A 14,820-nucleotide genomic window follows, 5' to 3' on the forward strand; every position below is an offset into this window, starting at 1 on the left:
CGGAAAGTCCGTGTCAAAGTTTTGAATGGTTCTAAACTAGTTTTAGAAAAGCTGACTGCTTTCGTCAAGACTGCATCAGCGCTGAACCGGTTTTTAGTCCCAGAATCAAGCCCGGAGAGCCAATGCCCGAAATCATCTTCAACGGACCGGCCGGTCGCCTCGAAGGCCGTTACCAGCCGTCCAAGCAGAAGAATGCCCCGATCGCCATCGTCCTGCATCCGCATCCGCAGTTTGGCGGCACGATGAACAACCAGATCGTCTACCAGCTGTTCTACATGTTCCAGAAGCGCGGCTTTACCACGCTCCGGTTCAACTTCCGCTCGATCGGCCGCAGCCAGGGCGAATTCGACCACGGCGCCGGCGAACTGTCGGATGCGGCATCGGCGCTCGACTGGGTACAGAGCATGCATCCCGATTCGAAGAGCTGCTGGGTCGCCGGTTATTCCTTTGGCGCCTGGATCGGCATGCAGCTTTTGATGCGCCGTCCCGAAATCGAAGGCTTCATGTCGATCGCGCCGCAGCCGAACACCTACGACTTCTCGTTCCTCGCTCCCTGCCCGTCGTCCGGCCTGATCATCAACGGCGACCTCGACAAGGTGGCGCCTGAAAAGGACGTCAACACGCTGGTCGACAAGCTGAAGGCCCAGAAGGGTATCTTGATTACCCACAAGACCGTGCCGGGTGCAAACCACTTCTTCAGCGGCCAGGTCAATACGCTGATGGCCGAATGCGAGGACTACCTCGACCGGCGGCTGAACGGCGAACTGACGCCGGAACCGGCGGCAAAGCGTATTCGCTAAACCCGCATTGGCTGGTTCACACCCGGCCTCGCGTTTATTTCGAATGGCATTCTGCGTCCTCAAGCGTCGCAGGGTGCCATTTTTTTTGCCGAGGTGACAGAACCTGCCAATTCGAGCCGGCCACGCCGCAGGCGATCATCCGCCTCCGTCTTGTTGCTATTTCCGACTCGCGGTATTGATCAGGGTACAGGCTTGGCCCGCGCCTCCTCCCTCCAATCGGGGAAGTATCGTTCATACGGGGTATTGAAATCATCGAGCCATCTGTTCGAGCGCCGCATAAGGAGGGATTGCGTTTTCTGCTCGCAATGGAGGTTTTCTGATGAGGCTATCCGCCCCGATCTACCAACTGAAACGCCGGGCCAAGTTATTGGCACGCGCTGATAAAATCGCCCTGCATGCCGCTTTGGATCGCATAGCACGGAACGAGGGCTTTGCAGGCTGGAGCCTGCTTGCCGCGCAAGTTGCAGGGACTTCAGACGAAAGAGACATCCTGTCCCGGCTCGCCGATGGCGATATCGTCTTGCTGGGCGCCCGTCCCGGACATGGCAAGACGTTGCTGGGTCTAAAGCTTCTGCTCGATGCCATCCGCGACGGCAGGAGAAGCGTGTTCTTCACGCTGGAATATACCGAGCATGAAACCCGCGAGCGCATTCGATCGCTAGAGGGCGAAACATCTAGGCTTGGCGATGGCGTGGAAATCGTGACGGACGACGAGATCTGCGCTGATTACATCACCCGCCATCTTGCAGGCGCTGCCTGCGGCACAGTCGCCGTCATCGACTATCTGCAAATCCTTGATCAACGCAGAAACAAGCCCGCGCTTTCAGAACAGCTCGACGCTTTGCAAGCCTTTGCGCAGAGGGCGGGAATCATCCTCGCGTTCCTGTCGCAGATCGATCGCTCCTTTGACCCGCAAAGCAAACCATTGCCGGATCTGCAAGACATCCGCCTGCCCAATCGTATCAATATGAGCCTCTTTTCCAAAGCGTGCTTCCTGCATCAAGGTAAGGCGCAGTTTCAAGCGTTAGCCTGATTTTCCAACCAGCCGGGGCACTTTAACCGGTGTCCCGGCAGCCGGTTCGCTGGCACAACCAACATGGACGTCAGGCCTGCGCCTGCCATCCTTCTGGGCTGGCCGGTCTGGCTTGCTCCGCGCGGTTGACCCGGTTACGCCCGCTCTTCTTGGCATCATAAAGCGCTGCGTCCGCGCCCTTGATCGTATCGATGATCGAGTGGCTTGGTGAGGCAAGCGCGCAAACACCAAAGCTTGCCGACAGGCGAACGGTGTCCGGTAGTCCGATAATCACCAGCGATGAGAAACTGTTGCGAAGTCCCTGGGCAAACAGGTACCCCGTCGCTTCTCCCGTCGACGGCAGGAAGATGGCAAATTCCTCGCCGCCGAAACGGGCGCAGATTGCCTCGGGCGGTGCATGTCCGGCAAGCAAGCGGCCAAACGCCAGGATCACCTGATCGCCAGCGGCGTGACCATAGGTGTCGTTGACGGCTTTGAAATGATCGAGATCGCAGACAATCACGCTGTGCGGATAGGCGGACATCGGGCGGGCAAGGATCTGGCTCACGCGTGCGTCGAAACCACGCCGGTTCAAAAGCCCTGACAGCGGATCGATCTCGGAGTTTGCCTTTGCATGGTCCATGATTTCAACGACGATGACGGCCAGCAATGTCAGCCCTGTCGAGACGACCAGCACGGCGCTGAGGCTTTGGGAAACCAGCGCATAGGTGCTGCCAAGATAGGCTTGCGCCGTATCGCCTCCGCTGAATTTGACCGCAAAATAGACCTTGCTGACAAAATTGCCGGCCGTGACCAAAAGCAGCGTCATGAGGATCCGGTCGGCGGTCTCGCGACGCCCGGACCGGTAGACCGCCACCGCGCAGATCAATTCCGCAATCGCGAACGGCATCTGGTAGCCGAATGAATGGGCGAATGTGCCGCGCGGCAAGTCATAGATCATCAGGTTGAGCGGAAGTGCTGCGCAGAGAAGGGCCGTAATGGTCCAGATGTTCGCCGGCACCGCATACAAGCGGCCAATGCCGACGCGGATCATCAATAGCGCGCTTAGCAGGGAAGTGAATGCACCAAAACTGGCGATCCGGTCGAAATCGCCATAGCGGATCATTACCTCAAAGACTGCCGACAGCGAGGCGACCGCGAACGCAGCGGCAAAACAGCGCCCGGCCGACGGAATGCGGCTACGCTTGGAAATGACGAGGAAAAACGCGCAAAAAAGCTGCGCTATCAAGAAATTGACCGTCAGTAAGAAGAGCGCGCCGTTCATCGGATATGTCCGTTTCGGAAACACACACGCCGTGTGTTCCCCTCCGCCATGCCGCCAAGGCATCGCAGATTCGGGCGAATGGTATCTGCGCCCGGCAAAAGAAACGTTAATTTCAGTCGATCACAGAGGCTTTAAAACCGCATTGAAGACGCCACCAGTGACCGGATTTTCAACGCCCGTTGTGCCGGGAAATGTCAGCGGCAACCCTTCAAGCGAACGCACCGCCAGATAGGCCCATGCCTCCGCCTCCATGGCATCGCCATTGAGCCCCGCCTCCTCGGCAACCACAACTGTTGCGCCTTCCTGCGCCGCGAGCCTGCGAAAGTCGTCCATGATCACCGGGTTGAGCCGTCCGCCGCCGCAGATGACATAGGCCCGGGGCCGTTCTGGCAGGTGTCTGGACGATTTGAGAATGGCTGCAGCTGTCACATAGGCAAGCGTGCGTGCGCCGTCCGCCAAGGCGGCATCTGTATTCGCCGGCGGTGAAAAATCGTTGCGATCAAGCGAGCGACGCTGGTTGGATGAAAAAAACGAATGGTCGAGATAACGGTCAGCCAGCCGCGGAATGATGCTGCCGGCAGTGGCGATGGCGCCATCCTGATCAAAGGCGCTCCCCGTATGGGTCTCCACCCATTGGTCAATCAACGTATTTCCCGGCCCGCTGTCATAGGCGACGATATCGCCTTGCGTGCCAATAAACGTCAGATTGGAGATGCCACCGATATTGACGAAAACCAGCGGCGCGGTTTGTCCAGCGCTTCGGGCGAGAGCGGCATGATAGACAGGAATGAGAGGCGCACCCTGCCCGCCATAGGTCATATCATTGGCGCGCATGTCGTGAACAACGGCGATGCCCGTCAACTGGGCCAGCAGCGCGCCATCGCCCAGTTGCACGGTCAGCGCGTCATTCGGGCGATGAAGAACGGTCTGGCCGTGAAATCCGATCACGTCGATATCGGCCGGCGACAACCCGTTCTGAGCCAGAAAATCATTGACCGCTACGGCATGCCGTAACGTCAGGTTTCGCTCGATGGCGCCCAAATCGCCGGGCCGCTCCGTCCTGTTCGTCAAGGTGCGAGCTTCGTCCAGCGCCAATTTCAGCCGGCTCCGGAAAACCGGCTCGTAGGAAACCCCCATGAACGGGCCGCGCTCAACGTTGTTGCGGCCATCGGTTCGAATAAGCGCAATGTCGATCCCGTCCATGCTGGTACCGCTCATCAGCCCGATCGCCGTCTTCATCTGCGCCATCCCGCACTCAACTCCCAATCAAACATTCCCGATGCAAACAGGTGCACTTTTCACCAAACAGTGCTAAACGCCGCGCAAATATCCAGCAAGCGCTCATTCTTTTCCAAACAGCCACCGAAAGAGACAGGTCATGTCCGAATTCAAGTCCGATTTCCTGCACACCCTTCACGAACGCGGCTTCATCCACCAGACATCCGACAATGCCGGACTGGATGCGCTGTTCAACAAGGAAACCGTGACGGCCTATGTCGGCTATGATGCAACAGCCACCAGCCTGCATATTGGCAACCTTATCTCGGCGACAATGCTATATTGGCTGCAGGAAACGGGCCATCGGCCAATCGCTTTGATGGGGGGCGGCACCTCGATGGTCGGAGACCCCTCATTTCGCGACGAGCAGCGCAAATTGCTCACGCCCGAAGCAATCGATGTCAACATTGAAGGTATCAAGCGCATCTTCTCGCGTATCCTGCGCTTTGGCGACGGCCCAACGGACGCGTTCATCGTTAACAATGCCGATTGGCTTCTGAAGTTGAACTACGTTGAATTCCTGCGCGATGTTGGCAGGCACTTCTCGGTCAACCGTATGCTGAGCTTCGATAGTGTCAAGCTTCGGTTGGACCGGGAACAATCACTGTCGTTCCTCGAGTTCAACTACATGATCATGCAAGGCTACGACTTCGTCGAACTGAACCGCCGTCATGGCTGCCTGCTGCAGATGGGCGGATCGGATCAATGGGGTAACATCATCAACGGGGTCGATCTCGGCCACCGGATGGGCACACCGCAAATGTATGCACTGACAACCCCGCTGCTCACGACATCTTCAGGCGCTAAGATGGGGAAATCAGCAACGGGTGCTGTTTGGTTGAATGAAGATGTCTTCAGCCCCTATGATTTCTGGCAATACTGGCGAAACACCGAAGACGCCGATGTCGGCCGTTTCCTGAAGATCTTCACGCGGTTACCGCTGGACGAAATTGCCCGTTTGGTGGCGCTTGGCGGATCGGAAATCAACGAAGCCAAGAAGATCCTGGCAACCGAAGCAACCGCTATCGTTCATGGTCGCGAGGCAGCAGAACGTTCAGCTGAAACAGCAAAGCAGACTTTCGAAGAAGGCGCACTTGCAGCCAATCTGCCATCCATCGATGTCCCAAAGGCAGAGCTTGAAGCCGGTGTCGGTGTTCTCGCGCTGTTCGTGCGGGCTGGTTTGGCCGAATCGAACGGCAAAGTGCGACAATTCCTGAAAGATGGTGCGGTCCGTCTCAACGATGCCGTGGTCAGTGACGATCGCCAGGTGATCGGCACCGGTGATGTGACGGCAGATGGTGTCATCAAGCTGTCGCTCGGCAAGAAGAAGCACATTCTTGTCCGGCCGGCCTGAGCGCCCAGCACGATAAAGCGACATCAAAACCGACGGTGATCCCGCCGGTTTTTTATTGGAATTCGAAAATGCTGCGGAACACGCCGGGCGCGATGATCGACAGCGGATTGATCGTCAGGTTCGGCTTGGCGAACGGGCCAACCAGCTTGAAGGTGATCCCCAGCAGACCGCGGTCGCGGCCATTACCCAGGATGACGCCGATGATCGGCAGCTCACCGAACAGGCGGTTAAGCCCGTAGGCCGGCATGAACGTTCCGGTCATGTCCATATTGCCGTTCTTGTCGCGCACCGTGCCCTGGAACGTTGCGCCGACATCAACACCACGCACGACCCCGCTGTCGACGGCGATCGATCCATTGTCGAGTGCCACATTGGCGGAACCGCGCTCGAAGCGGGCCGAACTGACATCGATGTTCTTCTTCACCGCCTGGTTCAGGCTTCTGCCGTCAGCACCGGTCGGTGTGGAGACGATCGATTGCAGCCTTGCCTCGTTGACCAGCGAAAACTTGCGGATATCGACACTTCCACGCCAGGAGCTGCCGCCGCGATCGCGTAGCTTGAGATTCAGCAAGCCGCCGCGCATGTTGCTGTAGATATTAGCAAATCGCGCCAAAGAACCGGCATCGCCGCTGGTCAGTTCGAGAATGTTGTCGGCACCGTTTTTCGTTATTGTGGCCACCACGGCCTGGCCGCTATCGGTCACTGCCGAGAGGTCGACGGCGTCGATCTGCTTGCCTCTGGCCGCGTAATTGAGGTTGACGTTGGACAGCGTCTCGGAATGGAAGCCTGTCACCTGTTGAAGGTTGGCGCTGATGGCAATCCGCTTGCCGTCGCCATCGCCACCACCATCTCCGTCGCCTGACCCGCTGCGCAGGCTTTCGATGACCGGGCGCATATCAGCGGACGAGCCATTGACGTTGACGGCAAAGCCATTCTTCTGGCGCTTTATGCTGACAGCATAATTATCGCCCTTGGAGAGCTGGACCGAAGAAAACTCTCCGGAATTCAAACCTGACTTGTCGAGCACAAGTGCGCCTGCGGCCCCAAAACCATCGCCGTTCAGCTTTAGACCATCGATGTGCGTGACACCGTCGGTGGTGGACGCGGAAAAGGTCGCCTTGGCGCCGATCCCGGCACCTTTCGACCAGCCGATCCAGGGAAGCGAAATGGAGGCATTGCCGAGATCAGCCGATACCGTGTGCTGATCGTTGTCGTTGATCAGGATATCCAGCGCCACAGGCCCGCTGATGATGCCGGCCAGCCCCGGCGCCAGCTTGGCAAGCTCGCCGTCATTCAGTGTTCCGGAAATCTCGCGTTTGCGTTTAACCGTGCTGGCTGAGCCGACGGGCTCGATGACGGAGATATTCATCTCTCCCCCATCGATATCGGCCTTGGCGTCCAGCACGGCTTGGTTCGGGTCGATCCGCAAGGTGCCGTTGATGTCCGAGATGTTTCGGCCGGCAAAGGGTTTGTTGACGGTCACGCCATTCAGCAGCATCTGCGCCTGCCAGAGCGGCGGCGGCGGTTTCTGGGCAGTGATCAGACCGAACCGCGCGCCAACCTCGGCCGTCATCTCGCCAGAAAAATCCTCCGGCTTGAACGGGGTCCGCTGCAGCGCAAGGATTGGCCTGTAGCTGACAAGCTCGGCGATCGCGTCGGCCTGTCCGGCGACATCGAGTTTCATTTCGGCAATCAGCGGCTTTTCATAGGTATTGGGGATGACGAAATCACCACCGGTCACCGTGGCGGAACGCCCGGATGGGAAATAGGCTGTTCCGCGCTCGATCTCCACATCCAGGCGCTCGCCCTTCAGCTTGAAAGCACCGGCGGCATCGCGCAGCGGCGGAATGTCGCCAGCCAGGTTGATCCGCGTATCGGCAATGTTGAATTGAACGCTCAATTCATCGGCATTCAGATCGATGGGACCGACCGTGCGCGTGATGCGTCCCATCGGCAGGAAGACTTCGAGTTTTCCCTCTGTGACCGTGCCACCGAAGACATTGTTGATCACCCAGCGCCGCGCATTCTTGCCGACCCACCAGGGCCACAGCTGTTTTACGGCCGCCGCCTGTATCTTGCTGGTCAGGAGCGCAAAACTGATCTGTGGCGAGGTGTCTCCGAAGGTCATGGACAGCGAACCGGCAGCCGTGCCCAACCCGCTTGCGACAGTCAGTTCGTCAAACAGCAGTTCGTGGCTCTCCGGCAAATAGCGCCCCTGCGCCTTGGCATCGAAGGTCAGCGGCGCCTCCGACACGTCGATTGGCGACGAACTGGCGGATTGCGCCAGAAGATCGATCGAAAAGCCCTTTTTGCCGGCGAGCACCGCCGGATCAAGATCGGCAATCGCGCCGGTAAAGGGGAACGTCGACCGGCCAACGCGCACTATCGATGGCAGAATCTCTATTCTGTTGCGCGCAAAATCATAGCTGACATTGAGCTCGGAGGGTTTGAGCTCGGAGGTGAACCCACCCGCGTCGAATGCACCACCGTTGGAACGGCCGTTCAGCTGCAGCGTCGGTATCGTGTTTTCGGCGGCGCGCGTTGCTTTGATGGTCAGATCGGCGCTGCTCGTCACCCCGAAGGCAAGCTCCGTCGCAGTATCACCCCGATGCAGGAAGGCAGACAGCGGCAAGCCGACGGCGGAACCGTCGAGCGTGGTGATCCGCCCGTTCTGGCGGTCGGCACGAAGATGCAGTTCCGAAGATTGCTCATCGATGGAGAAGACACCGTCGATCTGCATCGAGCCATCGGCCGTGCGTTTGAAGTCCAGGGTTTCCACAACGACAGGGACGATGCGCTGGCGAAGACCGGCAAAGGACAATCTCAGGTCGGCGATACGGACGGTTTCGGTATTGCTGCGGCTGATCAGTTGCGAAATGCTGTCGATCTGATTGAAAACGACTTCCAGCCCGGCTGCAACATCGGCGACGCGAATGGCGGTGAGGTCGATCGGCTTGCCCTGCGGCAGCAAGGACGGATCAAGCGTCGCCCCTTCAGCCTCGATCCGCGAAACGGCAATCCGGCCTGTTATCAAGGCCAGCGGATTGAGTTCGATAAAGACGGAATTGGTGGTGACCAGGCGCTTGTCGGAGACGTTTTGCACCAGCGTCACGTCCCGCGCCTTAAGCGCCAGCGCTCCACTGGCTGTCACGCGCAACACAGTGCTGCCGACCTCGGCATGATAGCCGCTGCCGATCGCTGCGTTCAGGGCCGCCTGCGCGCGTGCATTCAACGGCTCATCGAGAGCTCCGCCTTCAATGGCCGCCACAAGCGCTGCGCCAAGCAGAAGGACAATCGAAACAATAAATGCCGTCGCAGTGAAGACACGATGGGTAATGCCGCGCTTGTTTGGAGCATGGACAATGCACGGATCATGGGCCTGCGCCGACGGCAGGGAATGCAAAGCAACAATGTCTTCCTTGCGAAACGATACTTTTTCGCCGCGGATTTCATTCATCAGTGCCGGCGGCCTCCGGAAGTGTGAAAAAGAATCATGCGGTATTTTCCAATCTGCTGCGATTCGACCTCGCGGCATCAGACGGGTCCATGCCCATGATGCCGAACACACGTCATACGTGGTTGATTTTTCTCATGTTCCTGCCTGGAAACACCAATGGCGCACCGAAGCATCTTTCGGCATTTGCATTCGCTGCACAGTAGGCAAAGAACCATCTCGGGGCAAACGATGTCTGTCCTTCCACCCATCTTCCCTGTGCGTGAAACGTCCCTTAACCACTGCGGCGCTGGACGGGCCGGGTTCCGATTGGATATGCCTCATGCGACAAGCTTTTGCGGCACATGCCCCAAAATAAAGGAATAACCATGGCGAACCTGACCGAAGGCGCAATTGCACCCGACTTTACCCTGCCCCGTGACGGCGGCGGAACCGTCTCGCTGTCGGGCTTCAAGGGTAAGTCCGTCGTGCTTTTCTTCTACCCGAAGGACGACACCAGCAGCTGCACCACCGAATCGATCGCGTTTAGCGGCCTGCTGAGCGAATTCTCAGCCGCTGGCGCGGTGATCATCGGCATGTCGCCGGATTCGGTGAAGAAGCACGACAAGTTCGCCAAGAAATACGATCTGTCCGTCATCCTCGTCTCGGATGAGGATCTGGCCGTCCTGAACATTTATGGTGTCTGGGTCGAAAAGAGCATGTACGGCCGCAAATATATGGGTGTCGAGCGGACAACCCTGCTGATTGGACCCAATGGGGTCATCCGGCGTATCTGGCCGAAGGTAAAGGTCGCCGGTCATGCTGAAGAGGTCCTTGCCGCAGCCAAGAACCTTGCCAACGGAACAGCGTGACGATGACGAGCCTGCCGGCGATTCGCAGTCTTCGCGACGGGGCCGTCCGCGCAATCCGCGCAGCCGATCTAGATATCAAGACACTCTTGACCCAGGAGACGGCGCGCCGCTGGAGCGAGCGGACCCTGTCGCTGCGCTCGCCGCTCGATACGCCCGTGCCAGATCGTCCCGGAAGGCCGGAAAAGCCGGAACTGATACCGCCACGGCAAATGCCAAAGCGTGCGCTGACCACAGACAAAGGCAGGATCGCCCTCCTGCATGCCATTGCCCATATCGAACTCAATGCCGTCGATTTGGCACTCGACATCGTCGCCCGCTTTGCCACGGAAGCCGTTCCCAACTCTTTTTTCGACGGCTGGATGAAGGTGGCCTTCGAGGAGGCCAAGCATTTCCGCATGGTGCGCGATCGCCTGCGCCAGCTTGGTGCCGACTATGGTGACTTGCCGGCCCATGACGGGCTCTGGCAGGCAGCCCATGATACGCGCAACGACCTTACGGCAAGGCTGGCAGTCGTGCCTCTGATTCTCGAGGCACGCGGCCTTGACGTGACGCCAGCGCTGCAAGCGAAGATGCGCGAGGCTGGCGACATGGAAAGCGCTGCGGTGCTCGACGTCATCTACGAGGACGAGAAGGGCCATGTGGCCGTTGGCGCCAAATGGTTCCGCTTCCTCTGTGCCCGGCAGAAGAAAGACCCGGCAGCGGCATTCCAGGCCCTGGTCAGGGCAAATTTTCGCGGCCCCCTGAAGGCGCCGTTCAACGATATCGCCCGCGCCGAAGCTGGCCTGACGCCATCCTTCTATCGATCGATGACGGCCTCCGTGAACACCTGAAAGACCGTCACAAAACCCGCCCCGAAAGGCTTTATTAACCTTAACGGTGTCTAATCAACCCCATCAGGACGGGCAGAATCGCACGCGTTGGGGGTGAGTTGGTGTCTACGGAAAGCCAGGTTTTCGGCAAGCGCGCACAAAAGCACATCATCATTCTGGCCAGCGGCAACAAGGTTCGCCACATGACCGTTCAGCCCTGGATGGCAGCGCTGTCGGTTTGTTTTATTTCTGTTTTTTCGATCGGCTATCTCGCTGCAACCTCCTATCTGGTGCTGCGCGATGACCTGATCGGCGGCACGATGGCCCGCCAGGCGCGCATGCAGCACGAATACGAGGACCGGATTGCCGCCCTGCGTGCGCAGGTCGATCGCGTCACCAGCCGCCAGCTTCTTGATCAGCAAGTCGTTGAAGACAAGGTCGAAAAGCTGCTGCAGCAGCAGATGGCGCTGTCGTCACGCCACGGCCGCCTCGGCACGCTGCTCGACCGCGCCGAAGAATCCGGTCTCGCCGAGAAGGAAATCCAGCCTGCGGACGCAGCCCCCCTCGCCTACGAAAAGCGGGCAGACGCCAGTGGTGGCTTGAAAGCCATCGAACGCTTGATGGGCATGGGCGCCAAGGCGCCTCAGCAGAAAATGGCGCTGGCCTACGCACCGCAATCCGCGTCAAGCGGACAGGAAGCCATGTCTGACCGGGCCGACAGGCTGTTTTCAAAGGTAACGCTATCGCTCAAGGATATCGAGCAGGAACAGAAAACTAGGATCGACAGCCTGACGGCGGGCGCGTCGGAAGCAACCGATGCCATCATGACTATCCTTGCGCGCACCGGCGTCAAGGTGGCCAAAGATGAGGCTGTGGAAACGGAAAACACCAGCGCTACCGCAGATGACGACGCTATTGGCGGTCCGTTCGTCGAGCCGGAAACCACCGAGGCCTTCGACAGCTCGCTGGTTGGGCTCGACACAGCGCTTGGCCGTCTTGAAAACGTTCGCAGCCAGGCAAGGAAGCTGCCATTCAACAATCCGTCGCCAGCCAGCGACATTACCTCAAGCTTCGGTAACCGCCTCGATCCCTTCCTTGGCCGGTTGGCGCTGCATGCCGGTATCGATTTTCGCGCCCCGACCGGAACCCGCATCCTCGCGACTGCGCCCGGCACGGTGATCACCGCCGGCAAGACCGGGGGTTACGGCAACATGATCGAAATCGACCACGGCAACGGCATCACCACCCGCTACGCGCACCTCTCGACTATACTGGTCAATGCCGGTGACAAGATTACCGCTGGCGAGGCCATTGCCCGCTCCGGTAGCACCGGCCGCTCGACCGGTCCGCACCTGCACTATGAAGTCCGCCTCAATGGCGAGGCCGTAGACCCCATGCGGTTTTTGACCGCTGGCATTAAGCTCAGCCACTACATCAATTGAACTTGATGGCTTTGTGGCCGCTCTTGACGTAACGGCAGGCGTTTTTGCGCTATCCTGTTGTTGGCAGCCCATTATTGACTCTTTCACCGATCAAACCACCGGTTTTCTTGACTTTGCTTGGCTATGGGACTAAGAGCCCCAGCGACGGCAGTTAACGCATGCGCCGATTGACCAGAGTTCGACCGAACCGGAACGGAAACAGATTTCCCTTTGACCACTTTTTCAGACCTTGGCCTGAGCCAAAAAGTTCTTACCGCAGTGACAGATGCGGGCTACACCATCCCTACACCGATCCAGGCAGGCGCTATTCCGCCAGCCCTGCAGCGGCGTGATATTCTGGGCATCGCCCAGACGGGCACGGGTAAGACGGCATCCTTCGTGCTGCCAATGCTGACGCTTCTGGAAAAGGGCCGAGCCCGCGCTCGTATGCCGCGCACGCTCATTCTCGAGCCGACGCGCGAACTGGCTGCTCAGGTTGCGGAAAACTTTGAAAAATACGGCAAGAATCACAAGCTCAATGTCGCATTGCTGATCGGCGGCGTGTCCTTCGATGAGCAGGACCGCAAGCTTGAGCGTGGCGCCGATGTGCTGATCTGCACACCAGGCCGCCTGCTTGACCATTGCGAACGCGGCAAGCTGTTGATGACCGGCGTTGAAATCCTTGTCATCGACGAGGCCGACCGCATGCTCGACATGGGCTTCATTCCCGATATCGAGCGCATCGCCAAGCTGATCCCGTTCACGCGCCAGACCCTGTTCTTCTCGGCCACCATGCCGCCGGAAATCCAGAAGCTCGCCGACCGGTTCCTGCAGAACCCCGAGCGTGTCGAAGTATCCACGCGCTCTTCGACGGCAACGACCGTCACGCAGCGTTTGGTCGCCACTCACAGCAAGGATTACGAAAAGCGGGCAGTGCTGCGCGATCTGATCCAGAAGCAGGACGATCTGAAGAACGCCATCATCTTCTGCAATCGCAAGCTTGATGTTGCCGAACTGTACCGTTCGCTGTCGCGTCACGGTTTCTCCGTGGGTGCCCTGCATGGTGATATGGACCAGAGCTCGCGCACGAAAATGCTTGCTGGCTTCAAGGACAATGCGATCACCCTGCTGGTCGCCTCCGACGTCGCCGCTCGCGGTCTCGACATTCCGGATGTCAGCCACGTGTTCAATTTCGACGTGCCGATCCATGCGGAAGACTATGTCCACCGCATCGGCCGCACCGGTCGTGCCGGACGTTCGGGTGCTGCGTTCACGCTGGTTTCCAAACGCGACACGAAATTCGTCGATGCCATCGAAAAGCTGATCGACAAGAACATCGAGTGGCTGAACGGCGATCTTTCCGCCCTGCCCGCTCCGATGGAAAGCCACGAGAGCAGCAAGCCGGACCGCGGCGGCCGTGACGGCAAGCGCGGCGGACGCCGCAACGACCGGGATCGCGAACACGCTCCCCGGCCCGTGGCCAGTCACAAATCGGACATCAAATCAGACGATAGTCCGGCAGTCGTAGCAGCCCCCATTGAACCGGTAGTAGCAAAGGCAGAACCTGTGAGATCAGAACGCAAGGCAGAAACGAAACCGCAGAATGCCGGCCGTAACAGCAACCGTCCTGCTCCCCAGCCGTCTCCTGCCAACGATGACAATCGCCGCAATCGCTATCGCCGCGATCAGGACGACGGCCCGACGCCAGTCGGCTTTGGCGACGATATCCCGGCTTTCATGCTGATTGCCGGCAAGGCCTGAGCCTTTACGCGGTCACATGGCATATCCAGGTATAGATTTTCCCGGTGTGGGATCAGGGCTTGCCGTCTTCAGTGACGGCAAGCTTTTGCTTTGCAAGCGCTTGAAGGCGCCGGAAGCTGGCCACTGGAGCATTGTCGGTGGCAAGGTCGATCATATGGAACCGGCAGCCGACGCCGCCCGCCGCGAGGCGGAAGAAGAGAGCGGCCTAAAAATCCATTCGGCCCGTTTTCTCTGCCTGAGCGAACAACTGATTGAAGCCGACCGGCAACACTGGGTCTCGCTGATCTACGTGACCGACGATTTCTCCGGCGAACCCCAGTTGACGGAACCCGACAAACTCTCCGAAATCGGCTGGTACCCTCTCGACGACCTGCCGCAACCGCTCTCCCTGTTTGCGCAGGATGCGGTCAAGGCGTTGCGGGCGCTGGCTATTTCTTAGCGCGCAAGGCGGCCTCATAGGCAAGCCGTACCCAGCGGGCCATTTCATCGGGATCATCAAAAGCCTCTTCCGGAATGGACCAGTAGGGCATTTTCACCAGTTTGCCCTTGCCGTCATAGCTCCACTGCAAACTACCGGCCGCCTCGAATTCCCCGGCGCTCTCGGTATCTGCTTTCAACAGAATATCGCCGCTGACCTCCAGAGCCAGAATCCGGCCCTCGAAATAGATGCCCTTGCCGCCAAACATGCGCTTGACCGTCACCGGCCCAAGAGCCGAAAACATCTCCTCGATTGCCGCATTGTCCATGTCTGTCAGCCTTTCCATATGCCGTCGGTGGCGATGATCTTATCCGGCG

At 58.9% G+C, this 14,820-nt stretch carries 12 protein-coding genes; 8 read left to right on the forward strand and 4 right to left on the reverse strand.

Translation table 11 applies throughout. The features are described 5' to 3' along the window. Positions 1 to 104 precede the first annotated feature (104 nt). Together ACQY8Q_RS23430 and ACQY8Q_RS23435 are read left to right on the forward strand one after the other, a co-directional pair. Positions 105 to 800: an alpha/beta hydrolase gene (locus ACQY8Q_RS23430; protein WP_428429855.1), complete on the forward strand. Its 696-nt coding sequence runs from the start codon at positions 105 to 107 to the stop codon at positions 798 to 800. A gap of 319 nt (positions 801 to 1,119) precedes the next feature. Continuing rightward, a complete protein-coding gene (locus tag ACQY8Q_RS23435) occupies positions 1,120 to 1,833 on the forward strand; it encodes a DNA helicase (RefSeq protein WP_428428819.1) in 714 nt (237 codons plus the stop codon). Positions 1,834 to 1,903: 70 nt separating this feature from the next. Here ACQY8Q_RS23435 and ACQY8Q_RS23440 read toward each other — a convergent pair whose 3' ends face one another. Both ACQY8Q_RS23440 and ACQY8Q_RS23445 read right to left on the reverse strand, forming a co-directional pair. Continuing rightward, on the reverse strand, positions 1,904 to 3,097 hold the full coding sequence (locus ACQY8Q_RS23440; protein ID WP_428428820.1) for a diguanylate cyclase: 1,194 nt from the start codon (positions 3,095 to 3,097) through the stop codon (positions 1,904 to 1,906). Between the two features lie 120 nt (positions 3,098 to 3,217). Then, positions 3,218 to 4,345, reverse strand: coding sequence for an anhydro-N-acetylmuramic acid kinase (locus tag ACQY8Q_RS23445; RefSeq protein ID WP_428428821.1), 1,128 nt, complete (start codon positions 4,343 to 4,345; stop codon positions 3,218 to 3,220). A gap of 130 nt (positions 4,346 to 4,475) precedes the next feature. On the opposite strand from ACQY8Q_RS23445, the gene tyrS reads away from it, so the two are divergent. Further along, positions 4,476 to 5,729 carry a tyrosine--tRNA ligase gene (gene tyrS, locus ACQY8Q_RS23450; RefSeq protein WP_428428822.1) on the forward strand — a complete coding sequence of 418 codons (1,254 nt, stop codon included), beginning with the start codon at positions 4,476 to 4,478 and terminating at the stop codon, positions 5,727 to 5,729. A gap of 52 nt (positions 5,730 to 5,781) precedes the next feature. Here the strand turns inward: tyrS and ACQY8Q_RS23455 are convergent, their stop codons facing one another. Then, positions 5,782 to 9,186: a DUF3971 domain-containing protein gene (locus ACQY8Q_RS23455; RefSeq protein ID WP_428428823.1), complete on the reverse strand. Its 3,405-nt coding sequence runs from the start codon at positions 9,184 to 9,186 to the stop codon at positions 5,782 to 5,784. A 365-nt stretch (positions 9,187 to 9,551) separates the two neighbouring features. On the opposite strand from ACQY8Q_RS23455, the gene ACQY8Q_RS23460 reads away from it, so the two are divergent. The 5 genes from ACQY8Q_RS23460 to ACQY8Q_RS23480 all read left to right on the forward strand — a co-directional run bounded on the left by ACQY8Q_RS23460 (position 9,552) and on the right by ACQY8Q_RS23480 (position 14,464). Next, positions 9,552 to 10,034, forward strand: coding sequence for a peroxiredoxin (locus ACQY8Q_RS23460; protein ID WP_428428824.1), 483 nt, complete (start codon positions 9,552 to 9,554; stop codon positions 10,032 to 10,034). Between the two features lie 2 nt (positions 10,035 to 10,036). Then, positions 10,037 to 10,864 carry a ferritin-like domain-containing protein gene (locus tag ACQY8Q_RS23465; RefSeq protein ID WP_428428825.1) on the forward strand — a complete coding sequence of 276 codons (828 nt, stop codon included), beginning with the start codon at positions 10,037 to 10,039 and terminating at the stop codon, positions 10,862 to 10,864. Positions 10,865 to 10,962: 98 nt separating this feature from the next. Then, positions 10,963 to 12,285: a M23 family metallopeptidase gene (locus ACQY8Q_RS23470; RefSeq protein WP_428428826.1), complete on the forward strand. Its 1,323-nt coding sequence runs from the start codon at positions 10,963 to 10,965 to the stop codon at positions 12,283 to 12,285. 210 nt (positions 12,286 to 12,495) lie between these two features. Further along, positions 12,496 to 14,025 carry a DEAD/DEAH box helicase gene (locus ACQY8Q_RS23475; RefSeq protein ID WP_428428827.1) on the forward strand — a complete coding sequence of 510 codons (1,530 nt, stop codon included), beginning with the start codon at positions 12,496 to 12,498 and terminating at the stop codon, positions 14,023 to 14,025. A gap of 16 nt (positions 14,026 to 14,041) precedes the next feature. Then, on the forward strand, positions 14,042 to 14,464 hold the full coding sequence (locus ACQY8Q_RS23480; RefSeq protein ID WP_428428828.1) for an NUDIX domain-containing protein: 423 nt from the start codon (positions 14,042 to 14,044) through the stop codon (positions 14,462 to 14,464). On the opposite strand, the gene ACQY8Q_RS23485 is transcribed toward ACQY8Q_RS23480, so the two are convergent. Further along, entirely contained in the window at positions 14,454 to 14,771 is a 318-nt protein-coding gene (locus ACQY8Q_RS23485; RefSeq protein WP_428428829.1) for a TfoX/Sxy family protein, read from the reverse strand. The two genes, ACQY8Q_RS23480 and ACQY8Q_RS23485, sit on opposite strands and share 11 nt — an antisense overlap. Between the last annotated feature and the right edge of the window lie 49 nt (positions 14,772 to 14,820).

Origin of the sequence: Pararhizobium sp. (assembly GCF_965279435.1) — a bacterium.
Classification (GTDB): domain Bacteria; phylum Pseudomonadota; class Alphaproteobacteria; order Rhizobiales; family Rhizobiaceae; genus Pararhizobium.